Source organism: Desulfatitalea tepidiphila (assembly GCF_001293685.1).
Taxonomy (GTDB): Bacteria; Desulfobacterota; Desulfobacteria; order Desulfobacterales; family Desulfosarcinaceae; genus Desulfatitalea; species Desulfatitalea tepidiphila.
Map to the genome: position 1 here is coordinate 615,405 of NZ_BCAG01000003.1, position 19,029 is coordinate 634,433.

At 47.0% G+C, this 19,029-nt stretch carries 14 protein-coding genes; 8 read left to right on the forward strand and 6 right to left on the reverse strand.

The annotated features are described in order from the left end of the window. Positions 1–17: 17 nt before the first annotated feature. From DFT_RS07315 to DFT_RS07325, 3 genes are all read right to left on the reverse strand, one after another. Positions 18–1,049: a branched-chain amino acid ABC transporter permease gene (locus DFT_RS07315; protein WP_054030566.1), complete on the reverse strand. Its 1,032-nt coding sequence runs from the start codon at positions 1,047–1,049 to the stop codon at positions 18–20. Next, a complete protein-coding gene (locus DFT_RS07320) occupies positions 1,043–1,915 on the reverse strand; it encodes a branched-chain amino acid ABC transporter permease (RefSeq protein ID WP_054030567.1) in 873 nt (290 codons plus the stop codon). Before DFT_RS07320 ends, DFT_RS07315 begins: the two co-directional genes overlap by 7 nt. A 147-nt stretch (positions 1,916–2,062) precedes the next feature. Then, positions 2,063–3,346, reverse strand: a complete 1,284-nt coding sequence (locus tag DFT_RS07325) for an ABC transporter substrate-binding protein (protein ID WP_054030568.1) — start codon at positions 3,344–3,346, stop codon at positions 2,063–2,065. Between the two features lie 812 nt (positions 3,347–4,158). Here DFT_RS07325 and DFT_RS07330 point away from each other — a divergent pair. Then, entirely contained in the window at positions 4,159–6,117 is a 1,959-nt protein-coding gene (locus DFT_RS07330) for a sigma-54-dependent Fis family transcriptional regulator (RefSeq protein WP_054030569.1), read from the forward strand. 33 nt (positions 6,118–6,150) lie between these two features. Here the strand turns inward: DFT_RS07330 and DFT_RS24900 are convergent, their stop codons facing one another. From DFT_RS24900 to DFT_RS07345, 3 genes are all read right to left on the reverse strand, one after another. After that, positions 6,151–7,068 (reverse strand): glycyl-radical enzyme activating protein, encoded by a 918-nt coding sequence (locus DFT_RS24900; RefSeq protein ID WP_161807097.1) that lies wholly within the window; start codon positions 7,066–7,068, stop codon positions 6,151–6,153. A gap of 138 nt (positions 7,069–7,206) precedes the next feature. Further along, complete coding sequence (locus DFT_RS07340) at positions 7,207–8,775, reverse strand: class I adenylate-forming enzyme family protein (RefSeq protein WP_083453378.1); 1,569 nt, start codon at positions 8,773–8,775, stop codon at positions 7,207–7,209. A 256-nt stretch (positions 8,776–9,031) separates the two neighbouring features. Beyond that, the gene (locus tag DFT_RS07345) at positions 9,032–11,533 is read right to left on the reverse strand and encodes a glycyl radical protein (RefSeq protein WP_054030572.1); all 2,502 of its coding nucleotides are present in this window, start codon (positions 11,531–11,533) and stop codon (positions 9,032–9,034) included. Between the two features lie 798 nt (positions 11,534–12,331). Here DFT_RS07345 and DFT_RS07350 point away from each other — a divergent pair. The 7 genes from DFT_RS07350 (at position 12,332) to DFT_RS07380 (ending at position 18,715) form a co-directional block, all read left to right on the forward strand. Continuing rightward, positions 12,332–12,676 carry a single-stranded DNA-binding protein gene (locus DFT_RS07350; protein ID WP_054030573.1) on the forward strand — a complete coding sequence of 115 codons (345 nt, stop codon included), beginning with the start codon at positions 12,332–12,334 and terminating at the stop codon, positions 12,674–12,676. Between the two features lie 106 nt (positions 12,677–12,782). Further along, complete coding sequence (locus DFT_RS07355) at positions 12,783–13,766, forward strand: SWIM zinc finger family protein (protein WP_152971896.1); 984 nt, start codon at positions 12,783–12,785, stop codon at positions 13,764–13,766. 145 nt (positions 13,767–13,911) lie between these two features. Then, positions 13,912–14,739, forward strand: a complete 828-nt coding sequence (locus DFT_RS07360) for a RecB family exonuclease (protein WP_054030575.1) — start codon at positions 13,912–13,914, stop codon at positions 14,737–14,739. Further along, on the forward strand, positions 14,717–15,007 hold the full coding sequence (locus tag DFT_RS07365) for a hypothetical protein (protein ID WP_054030576.1): 291 nt from the start codon (positions 14,717–14,719) through the stop codon (positions 15,005–15,007). The genes DFT_RS07360 and DFT_RS07365 overlap by 23 nt, the downstream gene beginning before the upstream one ends. Then, complete coding sequence (locus tag DFT_RS07370) at positions 15,004–16,881, forward strand: ATP-dependent helicase (RefSeq protein ID WP_054030577.1); 1,878 nt, start codon at positions 15,004–15,006, stop codon at positions 16,879–16,881. Before DFT_RS07365 ends, DFT_RS07370 begins: the two co-directional genes overlap by 4 nt. A gap of 81 nt (positions 16,882–16,962) precedes the next feature. Next, positions 16,963–17,439 (forward strand): hypothetical protein, encoded by a 477-nt coding sequence (locus DFT_RS07375; RefSeq protein ID WP_054030578.1) that lies wholly within the window; start codon positions 16,963–16,965, stop codon positions 17,437–17,439. 346 nt (positions 17,440–17,785) lie between these two features. Next, positions 17,786–18,715 carry a DUF932 domain-containing protein gene (locus DFT_RS07380; protein WP_054030579.1) on the forward strand — a complete coding sequence of 310 codons (930 nt, stop codon included), beginning with the start codon at positions 17,786–17,788 and terminating at the stop codon, positions 18,713–18,715. The last annotated feature ends 314 nt before the right edge of the window (positions 18,716–19,029 follow it).

Here is a 19,029-nt window from a genome sequence, read left to right on the forward strand (position 1 = left end):
ACTTATGCCTTTCATGGTTACTTGCGCACACGCATGGTCGGGTAATATTCCCGATAGCGGTGTTTGCGGTAAATTCCATAGAGCCCCTCGGACAATGAAAAAAGAAGGATCATCAGAATGAGCGGGAAAAGGATGTAATTTATCGTACCCGCGAATGTGAGCAATTTTTCGAGGATGACAACGAAATATGCGCCGTAGATCGCCCCGTAAATGTCGCCCCTTCCACCAATCATGACCATAAGCAGAATCTTCAGCATAAATGGCAACTGGAGGTAAGTGACGCCGGCAAAAGTTCCAAAGTAATGAGCCGCAAACCATCCAGTTAAAGTGACCATTACGGAGGTAACTACAAAGCTAATGACCTTCCAGAGCTTTATGTTCAAACCGAGGCTCTCTGCTACGTCTTCATCATCGTTGATGGCTGCTGCATATAGGCCAATCCTGGATGAAAGCACTTTTTGAACAATGACCAGGTAAAGAACCATCATTGCCAGGGAGATATAACCCATCACGAGATATTCCGCCTTTATGCTTTGCAGCCTGACCAGCGGAGCAATCCCATAAAGCCCGGTCTCTCCCTGGAAAATTCGAAAATAGTAAGTGACCTCGAGAAAGATCAAGGGCAAGATTAATGTTATTAATGAAAAGTAGAGCCCCTTGGCGATGGTCGTAAGGGGGCTGAGTGCAAGTCCGAGTAATAGCCCCAAGCAGAAAGCTACGGGCAAGGTCTGCCAAGGCCCCCAACCGAAGTGGACGCTGAGCAAGCCTGCGGCGTATCCACCAAGTCCAACAAAAAATTGAGGCCCGAAGTTCATTCGCCCTATACCGGTCATCTGCCAGCCCAGTGGGATTGCGATGCAGGCATATATATTGGCGGTCGCAAATAGGCTTAAAAAATCGGCTTTAGAATGAAAAACGAGGGGAAGAGTCGCCAGCAGTGCGATCCCCAAAAGCGGATTCCGCCAGTAACGGGGTTCGATAGGCCATTCAAATTTCTTTTGACCGAGACGGAAGACCAGCAGCGCTCTCTTATGCTCTATTTTCACCATAATGATTCACTCTTCGCAATTCCTTGAGGTTTAAATAGCAACACGAAAAACACGATCACCAAGATCGACAGCCCAACGAGCCGCGGGTTGGCGAAAAAAGCCACTGCAGATGAAACAAACCCAACAATAAAGCTCGCCGCCAGGGTTCCCCGCAGATTGCCGAGCCCCCCCAAAATAGTAACGAGAATCGCCGTCTGGAGCATGGAATGACCCAGTGTGGGTTCTATTGACCAGATGGGAGCGATGACCAGCATGCAGACCGTAGGTGGAATAACCGACAACCCCATGGCCAGGGCATAGACTTGTTCGACCTTAACGCCAAGCAACCGCGCTGCCTCGCTGTCCTGGCTAACGGCCCTGATCTTGTATCCAATGCGTGTCTTCATGAGAAACAAGATGAAGAATGCTGTGATCAAAAGGGAAACAAAGACCATGACGATCATTTGGGTAGGAATAGTTGTCGTGCCTATCTGGATCGTGTCGGAAAAAATGGAAGTTGGGATATCCACACCGGCGGTAACAGGGTAGAAATGATTGACCGTTTCTTCCACGATCAAAGCGACCAGGAGCAATGAAGTGAGCAGAAGCTCCTCCTTTTCCATGTAGCGTTTGACAATAGGAAAGTAAACGAGGCCAATCCAAAAGATAAATTGAAGAACGAAAACACCAACAATCGATAACGCCAAGCTCAACCCAAAAGTACTTTTAAGCATCCACATCCCGTACACCGCGACCAAGAACGTGGCGCCATAACCTAGATTGAATATTCTCAAGACACCACATACAAGTGAAAATCCTAAGGAAATCAGAAGGTAAAGCGAGCCAAAGAGAACGGCATAGATCATGACTACCAGTAACGTTTGCATGAGCACCCCTTAGTTTTCATTATTAGGCGAGTGCGGGCGACCCGGCGGTCTCTGATTTCACTTTTCTCGGATTTTTTGACCATGCCTCGGATCGACGAGGCATGGTCACTCGGACGGCCGGATGCAGGTGAACTAAACTTTTATGTTTTATTGACCGGCGCGCTTTTTCAGTTCTTTTGACCGGATGTATGTCGCCTCGGGATTCGTTATTTTTACCAGCTCCGGAGGATAGACCAGCACGAATTTCCCGTCTTCTTGAAATTGGCCAATCAGTGAAGGATGGTAGGGATGACCTTTAAGCGGTTCATGGCGTTCGTCGAATTTCCATTTCCAGAACCCTCGCTGGATTTCAACCTTTTCAAGCGCACTAATGAGTTTACCCACATCGTTGACTGTACCAGCTTTTTCGGCGGCGCCCTTTACGATCCAAGGACCATCATAGGCACCGTAGGTGGATGCGAGCATTCCGGCCTTCTTTTCTTTCATTTTTTCGAATAACGTACGGGATTGAGCCGTGAAGGGAATTTCTATTTGGGGCCAATTGGAGGACGCACCCAGGGCTTGCCCACCTGTCATTTGCCAGAATGCAGCATAGCAGCTGGCTCCGCTCATCAGGATCAGATCAATATCCTTAGCTGCAGATTGGGCCCATTGTTTGGTCAAGGTGACCGTGTCCGAGTAACCGGTAAGCCAGTAAATAGTGTCGGCCCCACTCTCGGCTGCTTTTTCCAGCATTGGCAGAAACATTTTTTCTTTAATATCGGTTTCTGCGTAGTAAACCACCGGTATTCCTTCCTTTTCAAAGTATTCCTTGAGGGTCGGCAATTTTCCTTTTTCTCCCTTTCGGAACACCTCGGTCCAGCCGATGTCTTCTATCAGCAGGGCGAGTTTTTCGGAACCGACCGTGTTTTTAAAGAAGCCGGCGGAATCCAGCGCTTTGTTGTAGGCATCTGCTGTGCTGGAATAGACCCGAAAGAGAAACTTATATTTTTCGTATTCATCCGCCACAAGGTCGGTTAGCCCAGCGTGTGCGGTCCAGAAAGCAAACTGAAGGTGTGGGTAAGAATTGTAAAGCCGCGAGGCGACCTGGGCGCAAGCCGTGGTCCCCTCGGTGCCCTCGGTAAACACCAGGAAGCATTTATCCTCCATCACAAGCTTTTTATAGGCTGCGACGGCCAGAGGGACTTCACGCTTCCAATCCTCAGTGATAAGCTTTACCGGATGGCCGAGAATGCCTCCCTCTTCATTGATTTCATCGATGCTGATCTCAAGTGCGGCCTTGTTGCTCGCTCCATATGGGGTGGAAAGTGCTCCTATAAATCCAATTTTTAGGGGTTCCGCGGCATTAACCGTATCGATAGTAGCAAACATAGATATACCCACGATAAGTAGAACAAAACACACTGTGCCAAATTTGCTTATGGTCCCCATGTCATTCTCCTTTGTAATTTGTGTTTGACTTGCCACCTTTAAACGGAACCTATAACCAATTTTTTCCTAAATTCATTCATTGAAGCGAATTGGTGGGCAGTAACGGTACCAAGGTTGAAAAGCTCATCTCTCTGGTATTATTTAAACAGCACCAATCCATATTTCCGTATCCAATCCCCCTTTTTTTGGATTAGAGAATCGATATCGTGATTCAACAACACTAAAACAATATCCATGCCATTCTTGATGATTTCCGAAAATGATGCACAACTGCTGCATGGACTACAGGCATGAATTATCCGTCCATTATTCGTGTCGCAAAATAGCAACATTTTTGGACCTTCGATGTCGCATTTTAACGACATATAAATATATCTTAATCTCTGAACCATTTTTTCTATTTGAATTTTATGCTAAAATAAAAAAAATTATGTCGCAATAACGCGACAACTTTGTTAAACTTTTTTTAGGATTTCACCGCGCCGCCAGCGAAACTGGAGAGACAGATGGGGCTTTAAAGTGGCTAATTCGAACCAATCCGCCATTGGCAAGACCGTGATAAAGCCATGGATGCAAGTGAAATGGAAATTCGTAAGGGTACCGGGTAAATTCGTTTTTGATTTTTGTCAGAATGGCGGTTAGAAATTAAATGTAGTTTCCTTTGTTTTATGAGGTCCAATTGTCAAGATATCCATATATCAGAAAAAAATGCCCATAATATATTATGACTAAACGTATTTATAGTGGCATAAATTTTGTTTCAAACTTTACTGCGGTGACCATAGAAAAAGGCTAACTTTAGGATAAAAGGATTGGGATCTGTCGTGGGTGAAGTTCAAAATATTTGGAAATCTCTGCGTAAAACCGGCCATTGCGATGGTATTACCATAACGCCGGAAATCAGAGAGTCTTGGTCACGAAGCGAAAAATATGGGGTTGATCCATATAAACGTTATTGCGACGTGATCGTCTCTCCCGAAGAACTTAAAGAGAGGAGACATCGAAATAGTTTTTTAATGGAACAGGCAGCCGTGATGATGTCCCATCTCAACCAGTTTGTCGAGGGAACCGATTTCGTTTTTGCCCTGGCCGATCGCGACCTAGTCATTCTCTCCCGGGTGGGCGGTCAAGGTGGGCTTGATTTTGCTAACCTCGCCAATTTCGTGGAGGGAGCCGACTGGTCAGAAAAAGTCATGGGAACAACTCCGGCAGCCATTGCCCTTATCCTAAAAAAACCAGTTCAGTTTATTGGCTATGAATCATTTTGTCGAGTGGCTACCTTTGGCTGCGGCTGTGCATCCCCGATTTTTGACAGTGAGGGGGAGATCCTTGGATTCCTCACTGTCGCCGGACCGCAGCACCTTTTCAATCCTCACACGCTGGGTATGGCGGAGGCGGCAGCACGAGCTATCGAGCACCAGATGGCCCTCCTGGATTCATGTCAACAAAGTGAAATGGCCAACCTTCATAAAACAACCATCATGGAATCCATGTCTGAAGGTGTCTTAACGTTAGATCGCAATCACAGAATTACCCATATCAATATGATTGCAGGCAGAGTTCTGGGGATCGATTCAGCAAAGTCGGAAGGTAAAGCTCTTGAGAACCTGATGCCTCCCGGCAATGAACACTTTCTTTCCAAGCTATTCAGTAGCAAGAGACTTTCCGCAGAGCCTTTGTTGATCCGCAAAAAGGGAAAACTGGAAAAATTGGCCGTCAGTTCTACTGCTTTAATAGGACAAAATGGCAGGATCCTTGGCACGGTTGTCATCCTCCAGCCTATGAAACAGTACAAACAATTGATTGAAAGAGTCTCGGGAGCCCGCGCCAATGTTACTTTCGACCAAATCATAGGCCAAAGCCGTGAATTTACATCTGCCTTATCCTATGCCCAAAAGGCTGCCGACTCAGACTCCAACGTGCTTTTGCTGGGTGAGAGCGGAGTAGGTAAGGATTTGTTTGCCCAGGCGATTCATAACGCCAGTGATCGTTCTAAGGAACCATTCTTTGCTATTAATTGTGCTGCGTTGCCCAAGGAACTCATATCCAGTGAGTTGTTCGGCTATGAAGACGGAGCATTTACCGGTGCACGAAAGGGAGGAAATCCCGGTAAATTCGAGCTGGCTGACCAAGGGACGGTCTTTCTTGATGAGATTGGAGAAATGCCGTTGGACATGCAGGCCTCGCTGTTGCGATTGCTTGAGGAAGGGACTGTCGTTCGACTGGGAGGCAAAGAGGTGATTCCGGTTAATGTGCGAATCATCGCCGCCAGCAACAAAAACCTATTGGAGGAAGTCAAAAACGGCAATTTTAGACTCGACCTCTATTATCGACTGGGGGTCATGGATATCAGAATACCTCCCCTGAGAAACAGAAAGGATGATATTCCAGGATTGGTAACCCACTTCATAAAGTCAATCGGTCCTAAGCTGGGTAAATCGGTTCTTGGTGTTGATGATAAGGCAATGGCCTTGCTGCTGAATTACGACTGGCCTGGTAACGTGAGGGAGCTGAGCAACGCCATTGAACGCGCCATCAACCTCTCCTCGAAGACTTTGTTGACGGCAGACGATTTTTCTCTGGAGATAGGAAAACAAACACAAGCAGTCCCAGCGAGTATGGACTTTAGAACCACTAAGATGAACATGGAAGATCAGTTGATCAGGACATGCCTGCTAAAGCACAACAATAACCGGGTCAAGGCGGCCGAGGAACTGGGAATCAACCGAGCTACACTCTATAGAAAAATGGCAAAGTATTCTATCAAGTGATAATATCTTTGTTCAATGTTCAAAAGGGTTGAACTATGCCCGTCTTGCCAGAACTTTTACACCATATGTCTCTATAGTTTGCCTTAATTGTTCCATCTGATCCCGTTTGGGAGGCTCAGTATCTCTAAGCAAATAATCTCTACCCATTCGAATATACGTATTCAGGCCAAATTGATGATATGGGAGCAGCTCTATCTTCAGAAGATTTTTTCCGAGGCCGGATGCAAACTTCGCAGTGGCTTTGATGTTGTCAACATTATCATTACATCCAGGGATCACAGGGACACGAAGGATCAGGGGCCGAACTTGGGCAACCCTTTGTGCATTCTTTAATATCAGGTGGTTTGAGACCCCGGTCAACTCACGGTGGCGCGTGTCGTCCATATGCTTGATGTCCATATAGACCAAATCCAAGTGCTCGAGGAGGCTTTCCAATTTTGCCTGTTGGCAATACCCACAGGTTTCAATTGCCGTGTGATAAAATTGCCGTTTGCACAAAGCCAAAAACTGGGCCACAAATTCAGCCTGAAATGTTGGCTCACCGCCGCCAACTGTCACGCCTCCTTTGGAACGTCTGAAAAATGCACTATCTTTGCTAACCTCTTTAACGAGTTCATCCGGCGTGACTTTTTTTCCGACAAGCTCCAAAGCCTTGGCAGGACAGTTCTCTGCGCATTTTCCACAGTAATCACATAAAATTGCATCAACACTGACTCCCGTTTCATGGGATAACGATATAGCGTTTAATGCGCATGTTTCAACGCACGTGTTGCACTCCACACACTGTGTAGCGTCATATAACAACTCCGGGGTGTACTTCTGGGTATGCGGAGAGGAGCACCATAGACATCTTAACGGACACCCCTTCATAAAGACCAAGGTGCGTATGCCGGGTCCATCATGAATGGCAAATCTTTCGATACCTGATATAAGTCCGACCGCTTCGGCCAATTTAATACTCCCTCATGTTGTATTTTATTGTCGATCTTTTTTATTCAAACTACACATGTGCAGATAAACATATTCCCCATATTTGTTGATATTCTTTATTGCTAAACTAAAGAAATTCATCTAATTCTCTCCATCACGTTATTTATTCCAGTAGGGATCACGCAGTTGTTTTTTAATTACCTTTAAAAGAGCATTCCGTGGGAACTCTTTTCTAAATTCAATGGCGCTTACCTGCTGATACTTAGCAAGTCTTGAGTTTAGCCATTCTTTGAGGTCTTCTTCACTGACATGTGATCCTTCCCTTCTAATCACCAGTGATAGTGGCGTCTCGCCCCATTTCTGATGAGGAATTGCAATCACTGCCGCATCCACCACGTCGGGGTGCATCTTGAGTACCGATTCAATATCTGAGGCATAAATGTTGACCCCTCCGGAAATGATCATGTCTTTCTTCCGGTCCACGATGTAAAGAAAACCTTCTTCGTCGTACTTGCCCATGTCTCCCGTCTTTATAAATGTATAGCCGCGCTTATCCATCCACATTGACTCTTCATCTAAATCCCGTCTTTTGTAATATCCTCTAAACATGGTCGTTCCGAAACCAATTATTTCACCGTATTCACCCCAAGGCAATTCCTGCCCGGAATCGTCTATAATCCGAAAATCCATGCAATGCATAGGTTTGCCTACTGAGGCTACTTTTCTCAGCATGTTGGCCGGATCCAGACAAGTTGAGATACCCTCTGTATTTCCGTATATCTCAAAAAGTACATTGCCGAATCGCTTAATAATCGCCTTTTTCATCTCCGGCATTAATGTCGAGCCAGTGGAAAAAATGCATTTGAAGTTGGCTATGTCATAATCCCTTATTTTTGGATGATTCATGATAACGCCAAACTGAGTGGGAACCAGAAACGAGTGGGTCGGCCTTTCTTTCTCGGCTACTTTCATCCACCCTTCAGGATCAAATTGGGGTATTATAATAATTGTTCCGCCTTTTAACAGGGTCGGTTGCATAATTGACATACTTGCCGAGTGATATAAGGGAGTGCTGACGAGAGTTTTAGAGGTGTCTGTGATCCCAAAAAACGCGGTTAATTCGAGGGTCCATATGTATCGGCCGCAGTGGGTAAACAAAGCCCCTTTAGGAGTCCCAGTTGTTCCAGAAGTGTAAAGGATAAGGCCATGGTCTTCATTATCATATTTGACCACCGGATCCTTATCAGACACTTCCCATGTGAAATCCTCATAAGAAACCCAACCTTCCTTCTCGAATCCTACTGAAATGAAATACCCGGGTTTAATATTTATGAGTTTCTTTCTTATAGGATCTATGAGTGCTTCCATTTCTGGACCGACAAAGATTGCAGATGCGTCAGAGTCATTAATCAAAAGGCGCAGAGTTTCTGGTTGGGATAGAGCTGATAAGGGCACCATTGCCGCCCCAGACTTAGTAATGCCGTACATGATCTCGACAGTGCTGATCGCGCTGGGTAGAAGCGTACAGACCTTATCGCCCTTGCCAATCCCTCGTTGAATTAAACTGTTTCCAACTCGGTTCATGCGGCGGTTAAGTTCCCCCCAAGTGATACTATCTTCGCCGCATATCAAAGCTACTCTGTCAGCGTAGTGCAATCCATGGTGATTAAAACAGTCTTGTAGAGTGAAATATGGAATCCCAAATCTATTCATCCTACAACCTTTCATTTTTAGTGATTTTATAGAATAATAGTACTTGTATTTTGGTTACGTGATAGATCAACTAGACTACTGATTTTTTTGATTTCAAACTGAACCATATATTTCTGCTTATGAAAATTTTGGTGCATTATAAACTTCATAAACCTTAGGTATGAATAACGTGATGAACCAAAATTTATGCCTTACGAGGTATTTTATCGAATAACAAATACTTGTTTGATAATTTTTATCCATAATCAAGATAGGAGGATCCTATCTTTTATTAATGGCCATGTTCAGTTCTCGCAATAATGCTGTCCTGAAGTGGCTTGACCAATTTTACAAAATAGGCAACATATCCTGCGACCCTAACCATCAAATCCTGATAGTCTTCAGGCCTTTCCTGGGCAGCTTTCAGGGTAGCGGAAGAGACGAGGTTAAACTGGATATGATGGATTTTTAAGTCGATGAATGTTCTGATAAAACTTACCAGACGTGAAATCCCTTCCTGGTCACTGAAAACCTCCGAATTTAGTCTCATGTTCAGGGTTTCACCAAAAAAAACTGATGGGTTATCGATTTTGGCCACTGATTTTAAAACTGCCGTCGGTCCGTTGATATCGCTGCCAAGTGTAGGGGAGATCCCATCAGAAAGCGGTTCCCATGCCTTACGTCCCGAGGGGAGGGCGCCAATCATTTTTCCATGGCTAAAGTATGCGGCGAGAGGATTTTGATATGGCATCAGGTGCCCACCTCTGGTGTTTTTATGCTTCACAGTCTCCTTGCAAAACACCTCTGTCACCCATGCGACGAGGCTGTCAACGCTGTCATCGTCGTTCCCAAATTTTGGAGCATGAAGAAGCTGTGTTCGAAGATTCTCGTATCCCTCAAAATTGTTTTTCAATGCCGATAGTAATTGGTCCATGTCTATTTTCTTTTCATCAAACACCAGCTTTTTTATGGCAGCCAGAGAATTACCCACATCCACGGCTCCGGAAGTGGCAATGCAAGGGCCAAAGTTATAGCGAGCGCCTCCTGATTCTCTTGGAACACCCTTTTCAATGCAATCTTCGATCAGCGCAGACTGATAGACTGTGGGATACATTTCAGCCATGGCCAGTTCAAAGCAATCTATAATAATCGCGCAGTGCCAGGCTAGATATTCCAGCTGTTTGACAAAGGCCTCTTGCAGATCCTCAAACCTTTTAAATTCCCTGGGGTCCCCTGTCTTTATAGTCATCTGTTTGTTGTGCATCGGGCTCCACCCGTTCCATAGAGCCATCTCCAGGACTGCAGGAAGCGGTATGGCTGCCCCGAGGGTATATTCCGAATCATAATTGGCCACGTGGTTTTCGTTACATCCAATGGCTCCGCTCGTACGAGCTAATCCAAGAGGAACGGTGGGGCCCCCAAGATTTCCTCGCGATAGAAAGTTTTCAACGAATACGTCATTGTTTAGAAACGTTGGATGGCCGGTCCCTAAAGAACATAATTGACAGGCTTTGATCAGTAAATCATCGGGCGTCTTGCTATGCACCAAGATCCCGATATTCGGTTCAACCAGCCGAGTATGCATCATTCCTTCGAGGAACATAAAAGAGAGTTCATTGGTGGCATCGCTACCATCTGCATTAAGACCACCCACATCAAGGTGATAGCCGGCGCCCGAATGCGAATGGTAGGGAGTGGCATCCTGAGAAAACCGCATCATCCAGCAATCAATCAATTCCTGGGCTTCTTCTTTAGTAATTTTTCCTGCCTTCAGGTCATTGGAATAGTAAGGGTAGAGATATTGATCGGCCCGGCCGGGTGATACGGCTAATACCAAGGGCGTTTCCCAAAAGTTCATAATCTGAGTAAACCATACTGATTGCAGGGCCTCATGGAAGGTACGAGCGGGGTGCGCGGGAACCCAATCACATATTTCAGCAATTTTTTGGAATACTGCCTTTCCAACCGAATCAGGCTCCATTCGAGCCATTTCCCAGGCTTTATCTGCAAACCTCTTGCCGACCCCCGCTGCTGCTTCCATGGCTATGATTACAGCTTTTATAAAGGGGAGTTTCCTGAGATCTTCCGGGTTTCTCATGTCCAGCCTGGCCAGCCGATTCTCCGCATCTTGCTTTATCCCTAAAAAACCTTTTTCCAAAACCTTTTCATAACCGAAACTGCAGTGGCCCACATGCTGGTTCCGCATCAACTCGTCAATCAAACCCCGTCCCAGTGTTTCATGCTTTTTTTTCAACTTGATATAAGGGCTGCCATGAGGATCTGACAGGCTGACCATCCAGGCCTTTTCGCCGTCAGGGTCAGCATCCCCATAAAGAATATAACGGGTTTCGGGAGGCATCATCTGATAAGCTCGCGTTCCCCAATTTTTTCTCCATCCACCATCCCCCTTCCAGTAGGGGATGATTTCCTCCTTCAAAACACGCCGGTCTTCCTCGTCAATCTTCTCAATGTATTCGAGTTGCAGCTCAAATTTGGCTCCACGCTGCTCGGGACAGGCTGCAGTGGATTCCGGTGTTCCGGCAATCCAACCCACAAACAGTTCGTCCGGATATATGTTTATCGGCATTTCAGCCACCACGGCGGCAAAGGCCTTCGCCCGTCGCAGCACCATTGGTTCCCCTTCAGTTTCCTTCATTACTCTGGCAATAGCGCGGTCGGCATAGATGGTGTAGCTAGGCTGAGAATGTTTAAAGTTTTCCAAGTAAGCATTACGAAGACGCTCTACTCTAGTAGTAGGACTCGTGGTCATGAATTTTTCATAATTCCTCAGCATAATACATCTCCTATAGTAATTGGTGAACTTTCATAATCGGCTAACCGATAGTTACGAATTTAAACAACCAAAAATACCTGGCCAGAAATAATAGGATATTTTTTATAGATCATCCGGCCGCGTCTTCTCGGCCGATAGCGGACATGATCAGAAGATCAATACTGTTTTACAACAAAGCTGATAACAATATCCGTGCCATTCTTGACAATTGTCGAAATTGCAGGATGAATACTAAAAGGATCATCGCGATGAGGTTCCCGGCCTGAATTTAATTCGCGAAAAAGCAACATTCTCGGAAACTTGATGTCGCATTTTTACGACAATCCAGCCTGTGCTATCTCTGGATCTTCTTTCTGCTGAGATTATATATTACAATTTGATTACTTTAGGAGTCGCAGAAAAGCGACAACTTTGAAAACAGTTCAGGGTTTAAAAAATTACCACACTACCAGTCGAAACAGCGTAAACTGCGATGCATATGAGCGTTATGATCAGAGCGGATTTCATAATGCACTTAATGCCCTTAGAATATCCTGTTCTCAATTCAGGATGATAGGCGAAATGGCAGGCGTTGAATTTTGAGATATCCATAGGAAAAGCGTAGGTATCATCGCTTATAGCCAATTATAGATATGTCTTTAGCCTCATTAATCCACATCATATTGTAATATCGGGCGACTCAAGATTTTTCTGCCCCCTAAATCCCTCCACCCCGCCTCCATCTATATATATTAATCCCCAATAGACCACCAAACCCATCCCACCTAAATCCATCAACCCAACCAAGGAGGCAAATCCATGCTCAATTCATGCATTTTAACCGGCAACCTGGGCGCCGACCCCGAGATTTTCTATTCCAGCGAGGGCGACCCGGTAGCCACATTCAACCTGGCTTTCCGGTCATCGAAAAAGAAGACCGGCTGGATCAAGATCACCTGCTTTCAAAAACTGGCAGAAATCACAGAACGCCATTTGCATAAAGGCGCCCGCATCGCTGTAGTCGGCATCTTGGACCAGAACAAGTGGGAAACCGATGAAGGCGTCACCCGCACATCGATCCAGCTGATTGCCAATTCCATCGAGTTTATAAAGACAGACGGCAGGGGATTTGGCGACAACCCAGCCGATGATGTCCCTATCTGAACCACAAGGAGGGCGATGAAGACAAGAACCGCTGAACTGATCATCGCAATTGGACTTGAGCTGCTCGACTGGCTCAAAATCATACTCACGGAGAAACGGAGGAACCATGACGGCAAAAGAGATACAGAAAAGAAACCAGAAGGCGGAACAACTTAAAGTGCTGCAAAGCGATGACGGCCAATACTTCGTCGAAAGCAGCGAGGGCAAGATTTTATACAACGTGATCATCAGCGATGCGGGCGATTCATGCACCTGCGGAGACTATGCCCGCAATGTGAAAAAGTCACCTGACTTTAAATGCAAACATATCCTGGCTGTATACAACGCCATTCCCCAAAAACAGGTCGAAGGGGCCACTTTCTTAGAACGTCAAGCGCCCAAATTGGATGAACGCTGGATCACAAAGATTGAGGGAAAGGAATTTGTCAAATATCCGGGCCTGCTCGACCTGGGACATCAAAAGGGAATTTCCAGCATCGAAGTTGAGATCGTCCAGATGCCCACCGGGGACAATGGACATTTTGCTGTGTGTCGGGCAACCGTAATGTCAAAGCTCGGTGAGACGTATTCTGACATCGGAGACGCCAATCCCTCCAATTGTTCGAGCAAGGTATCGAAACATTTACTCAGGATGGCCAGCACCCGTGCCATTGCAAGAGCGCTCAGGTCCTATACCAATGTGGGGATGACCGCTTTGGAAGAGCTTGCCGACATCAATGAAGCCATCAACGAAGGGGGAAATCATGAGCATCCTAAAGCGCAATCCAGACCGGCGAAAAAGGCTCCTTCCAAGGCGCCAAAAAAGAGTGCTGCTGAAGATGACCAACCGAAATCAGACGCAGAGCCGGTGGCACCTGCCGTGGAAAACCAAAATCAGCCGGAGCCTTCTTCAAACACTGCTTCAAAGAGTCCTGCCCGTGCCGGGATGAGTGAGGCACAGCGCCGTGCCATATTCAATCTGTCCAGACGCCGGGGCATCAGCGTTGAGGAGATCGAGTGCATGGTTGAAGAATCCTATGGTGTCACGCTCGACAACCTAACCAGCAGCGATGCCTCGGCCTTCATCAGGCAACTGCAGACCGCTGCCTAAGGGAATTAAAGCAGATCCTTAACGTATGCCATTTTAAAGGCGATAGGCAGATCCTAACTCGCGCCAACCGGATGCCTATCGCCTTCGTATTTTAACAAATACGCAGCAACTGCGTTTTTAGGATGCCTATGAGGAGGAACTGATAATGGTTTTAAGTGAATTGCGGCAAACGCCGCACCTATCGGCATCGAGCATCAACGAATATGTGGAGTGCTCGCTGCTGTATAAATGCGGGCGCATCGACAAACTGCCTATGGAGTTTAAATCCGATGCCCTTGAGTTTGGCACCTGCATTCATCGGGTGCTTGAAGCATATTACAGCGCCAAGATGATGGGGGACCGGATGCTTTTAAAAGAGGTCCATGAGTTTTTCGTGTTCACCTGGTTGGATATGGCAAGGGGCAGAGATGACATCCGGTATGCGGACGGCAACGATTACAACTCGCTTTTGATGTTTGGAAGAGATCTACTGACTGCCTGGTATACCAAGTTGCCCGATGACGATTTTACGATCCTGGCCATAGAAGAAGCATTCAGTTTCAACCTGCCGGGTATCGATATTCCCATCATCGGGGCCATGGATCTGGTCGAACAGGATAGCTGCGGCACCATCATCATCACGGATTTTAAAACCAGCGGTCGGGCCTATTCAAAAGACGAAGTTGACCAGAACCAGCAGCTGACCATGTATCAGATCGCGGCCAAGCAAAACGGATACGGCAATCGTGAGATCCTGCTGCGCTTCGATACCTTGATAAAAACGAAAGTACCTCGTTTTGAACAGTATTGGACCACCCGTACAGAATTGGATGAACGGCGTTTGATTAAAAAGGCCAGGCAGGTATGGGACGGGATCTCAAAGGGAGTGTTCGTAGCTAACGATACCAGCTGGAAGTGCAAGGGGTGCGCCTACAAAAAAGCATGTGACGCTTATCTGGAAGGAGAAGAGTATGACCAAGCGAGCAATCAATGACGTTCAATCGTTTTTAACGTTCATGCAGTCAGACGGGGACCGGGTCTATCAGATCGTCAATGTGGAGTTGTTGCTCAGACGCCATCCACCCGAGGCGGTCGTGTCATTTTTGCAGGAGCTTCACAAAGATTACGGCAAGGCGCTGTCCAGGCTCATTCAGGAGGACAAGACCAGTTCCCAGATCAATGAACTGGTGGCCAAGCGCTTCCGCATCAAGATGGCCATCAACACCATTCGCAACCTTGAAAAGGAGGATCAGGCAGCATGAGCGAATTAAATCCCAAACAGCAGGAAGCGGCACAGTTCAAAGAGGGCATCGCCGCCGTCATAGCAGTGCCGGGTAGCGGTAAAACCAGAACCATGATGGAAAGGATCGGCATCCTTGTCACCGAATACGGCATACCGCCCGAGCATATCCTGGGATTGACCTTTACCAGAAATGCCGCCGACGAAATGCGATCACGCCTGGTGCCGGTATTAGGGGAGATGTCGTCACGGGTCCGATTGTCCACCATCCATTCGTTTTGTCTGCATCTGCTCAAAGTCGAGGGCAAAGTTTTTGAAATCCTGTCCGGCAAAGAGCAGCTGGTGTTCATCAAAAACGTCATGAAGGGCCTTAAGGTAAAGGATCTGACAGTGGGCACCGTGCTGCGAGAAATCTCTCTGGCCAAAAACAACATCATCGACCCGGTAGAGTTTAAAGCGCTTTTTGAAAGCGACAAGACCATGATGCGCATTTCTGAGATCTACCAGGCATACGATGAAGCCAAGGAACACAAGCTGCTGCTCGATTTTGATGACCTGCTCCTTGAAACTTACTTCCTGCTGCGGGATAACGATGAGGTGCGAGCGAAATACCAGGGCAGCTTTCAATCGATCCTCGTAGATGAATTTCAGGACACCAACCCGGTGCAGTTCGAGTTGCTGCGCCTGCTGATTCGGGAAGACGGCAATCCTGACGCTTCAAGTTTCTGGGTGGCCGGCGACGATCATCAGGCAATCTATTCATTTACCGGCGCATCCGTTGGCAATATCCTCAACTTTCAGTCCATGTTTCCCGGCTCCCGTCAGTTCATTTTGGATTTAAACTATCGATCAACGCCCCAGATCCTTGCTGCCTGTCAAAACCTGATCCGTCACAACGTCAAGCAGATCCATAAGGAATTAAAGACCGACAACCCGGATGGAGATGATGTCGTTGTGCTCGAAGCGTCCAATGAGGAAACCGAAGCCATGGGCGTGGTCAATGAAATCGTGGATCTTATCGAGCGCCATGGATATCAATACAGCGATATTGCCGTGCTCTATCGAGCAAATTTTCAATCCCGGTATGTGGAAGAGGCCTTCTTGCAAAACAAAATCCCGTATCACATTCAAAGCGGGCGCACCTTTTATGATCGCTACGAGGTCAAGTGTTTGCTGGACTATCTGCGGGTAATCCATGCCCCGGATAGCGATGAAGCAGACGAGGCGCTACTCAATATCCTCAATGTGCCGGTCCGCTATGTGAGCAACCAGGTCAAGGATCAATTGAAAGAATACTGCCGAAAGCGGGGGATTCATCTGTATGCAGGATTACAATCCATGATCATCACCGTTGCCTATGTGAGAAAGCTGATCAGAGAATTTGCAGCGTTCATGGACCCGCTGATTGAAAGCGCCGAAACATTAGAGCCCGTGCAGGTCATACAGAAAATTCGCATCATCTGGGACTATGATCGCTTTATCGTGGACGAAGACATTCCCAGTCCCGATGACATCAAGATTTCAAACATCAACCAATTGCAATTAGCGGCCGCCCGTTATTCAAACATTGCCGCCTTTCTTGAATATGCCGACAGCTTCACGGACGAGACAGTGGGTGACGACAAAGAGGGCGTGAGTTTAATGACCGTGCATAAGGCAAAGGGTCTGGAGTATGCCGTGGTGTTCGTGATTGGTCTGGTCGAGGGGCTGATGCCCAGCGGTAAAGGAAACTTGGAAGAAGAAAGGCGCATATGTTTTGTCGCCATCTCAAGGGCCATGAGATTGCTGTTTGTGTCATACCCATTGAACTATCTGGGGCAACCAGCCAAAAAGTCCCAGTTTTTGGATGAAATGCTCGGCAAGCGTAATGTCGACCTGCATAAATCCGCCGCTTAAAACCCCACACAACCGCTACAGCACCCGTTCTCTCTATACCCCATTATAGATATCACACCTTATATAAAAGGAGGTCCAATCGTGGATTTTCAGCTGATTCATTTCAGAGACGCAGACAAGATCATCGAGCAAAAGGCAATGGTCTCGGATGTGGCCATGACCATGGAATATGTGTTTACCGCCCTGCAAGGATCACTTTATCGAAAAGAGCTGCTACGTCTTGCCCTGGATGAAATGGGATGGCGGGAAAGCGGATGTCTCAATGTCATCGCCGGCCGCCGTTACCAATACAAGGGGTTCAAGCACGGTGTTGCCATCGATGGGCATTTTAGCGCCTACGAATATATCCTGGAGGGTCTGATGCGACTTCAGATCGGCTATGACAAGGGCAACATCGAAGCAGGAATCCTCATGCTGACCGCCAAGCGAAGTGAAAAAAGTCCTTATGGGGATATCGTGAGCATGGTCAAAGAGGACGTGGATTCGCTCTATCCAACCATATCCATGCCCGTATCGATCTGCCTGTTTGATTTGGGAGAGCCCTATTTGCCTGATTAGATGGAGGTAATGACATGGCCTACCCATTTGAAAAGATGACGACCCGTAAGTTGAGAAGTAAACTGCATGATAAATGCAAAGATGGTCGTCCTCATTGTGAAAACTTTGACCGTTCAGAAGCAAACCCATTGAACGTCAACTCCCGCAGATTCAATCCCACCCATTGTAAAATCAACGAGAATCCAACCAGCCGGTAATCATCAGCAATAGTCCGTAACCAGCATCTTTCCGGAAGCCACCCGTCCGCTTGTATGGATACGCACCCTGTAGAGTCGTCAGGGAAAATATAGTGCGCCAGGTGGTGAAAGGCGCATCTCCCGGAATTCAACCCTTAAAGGAGAATCGTATGAAACCCAATTTGACAACCCTTGGCAAAGTGTTCGACCGCGTGGATGCAATGTCGGTAAACTGCTTTGATCAGAACATCGCCGTGCCGGACATATCGTTTGATAACCTGGACATCGTTCGCATTGCAGGAGAGCCCCACCCGTTAAGGCCTGTGGCGCAAAGGTCCATATCCAATCGCCTGGGGATCCCCTATCCGTATTTGACCAGATGTCCATCCGATGTGCAGGCGATGAATTTAAACCACTGGATCAAGCATGAGAAAAATGACCAACTGCTGTTCCGGTTCGATGGACAGGAGGTGCGGGCAGTGTTTACGACCAAGTATATTCCCGTGGACAATTTCGAGGTGATGGAGCGTTTGGATTCCCTGGGATATAAACCCGAGACTCCGGTTCAATGTCATCTGGATACAGAGTTCATGTCGTTGAGCATCCCGGATGGTGCCAAGGCATTTGACATCAACGGGGACAAATTCAAACCGGGCATATCGATATCTAATTCGGAAGTAGGTCTGGCATCATTATCCATTGCAGCATTTGTGTTGAGACTGGTCTGCACTAATGGTCTTGTGGCGAAATCCGATGTGTCTGCCTCCTATCGGCATGTGAGCACCAAGATTTTAGGTGAGTTTCCCATCGTAATGGACAAGGTGTCGCTGGAATTGGGCGCCCAGCGGGAACAGTTCCGGTTGTCTTTGGAATCACGGGTGGATAATCCAGAATCGACCCTGGCCAGCTTCAATCGTCAGTTTGCGTTAAATGGCGGCGAAAAAGATGCTGTGGAGTGGGCCTGGCCACAGGAAGCTGGAGAGACCATGTTTAATGTGGTCAACACGTATACCAGGGCGGCACAGAAGGAGGATTTGCCGGCCGAATCGAGTTTTCGATTGTCACGGGTTGGCGGGAATATATTGGGGATGTTGAACTGAGAAACGAACTGTGGTTCGTTTTCTGGGGGATGAAATCTGGCCCGGTAGGTTGGGAGGGGGCACCGGGCCATATCAGCAAGCCTGTCATCATCGAATAGCGGCCCAGCTTGGGCTCATGAGCTGGGGCTTTATAGACGAAGTCAAAAATTTTTCGAAAACCAACCAGATCAAAAAATTTGATCAGCGGCAAAACGCCGCAAAATGCGCTCAGCTGCTCGCTACACGTATCATAAGCGGTTGACGCATTGATTTTCTTGGCTTTCGTGCCATTTGGGCTAAATCCTTTAAGGTTGCGGTTTTTGCTGAAATCTGAT

Excerpts from the sequence above, each read along its gene's own strand:
- DFT_RS07315 (WP_054030566.1), bottom strand. The coding sequence starts at position 1,049 with ATGGTGAAAATAGAGCATAAGAGAGCGCTGCTGGTCTTCCGTCTCGGT.
- DFT_RS07320 (WP_054030567.1), bottom strand. The coding sequence starts at position 1,915 with ATGCAAACGTTACTGGTAGTCATGATCTATGCCGTTCTCTTTGGCTCG.
- DFT_RS07325 (WP_054030568.1), bottom strand. The coding sequence starts at position 3,346 with ATGGGGACCATAAGCAAATTTGGCACAGTGTGTTTTGTTCTACTTATC.
- DFT_RS07340 (WP_083453378.1), bottom strand. The coding sequence starts at position 8,775 with ATGAAAGGTTGTAGGATGAATAGATTTGGGATTCCATATTTCACTCTA.
- DFT_RS07345 (WP_054030572.1), bottom strand. The coding sequence starts at position 11,533 with ATGCTGAGGAATTATGAAAAATTCATGACCACGAGTCCTACTACTAGA.
- DFT_RS07350 (WP_054030573.1), top strand. The coding sequence starts at position 12,332 with ATGCTCAATTCATGCATTTTAACCGGCAACCTGGGCGCCGACCCCGAG.
- DFT_RS07355 (WP_152971896.1), top strand. The coding sequence starts at position 12,783 with ATGACGGCAAAAGAGATACAGAAAAGAAACCAGAAGGCGGAACAACTT.
- DFT_RS07360 (WP_054030575.1), top strand. The coding sequence starts at position 13,912 with ATGGTTTTAAGTGAATTGCGGCAAACGCCGCACCTATCGGCATCGAGC.
- DFT_RS07365 (WP_054030576.1), top strand. The coding sequence starts at position 14,717 with ATGACCAAGCGAGCAATCAATGACGTTCAATCGTTTTTAACGTTCATG.
- DFT_RS07370 (WP_054030577.1), top strand. The coding sequence starts at position 15,004 with ATGAGCGAATTAAATCCCAAACAGCAGGAAGCGGCACAGTTCAAAGAG.
- DFT_RS07380 (WP_054030579.1), top strand. The coding sequence starts at position 17,786 with ATGAAACCCAATTTGACAACCCTTGGCAAAGTGTTCGACCGCGTGGAT.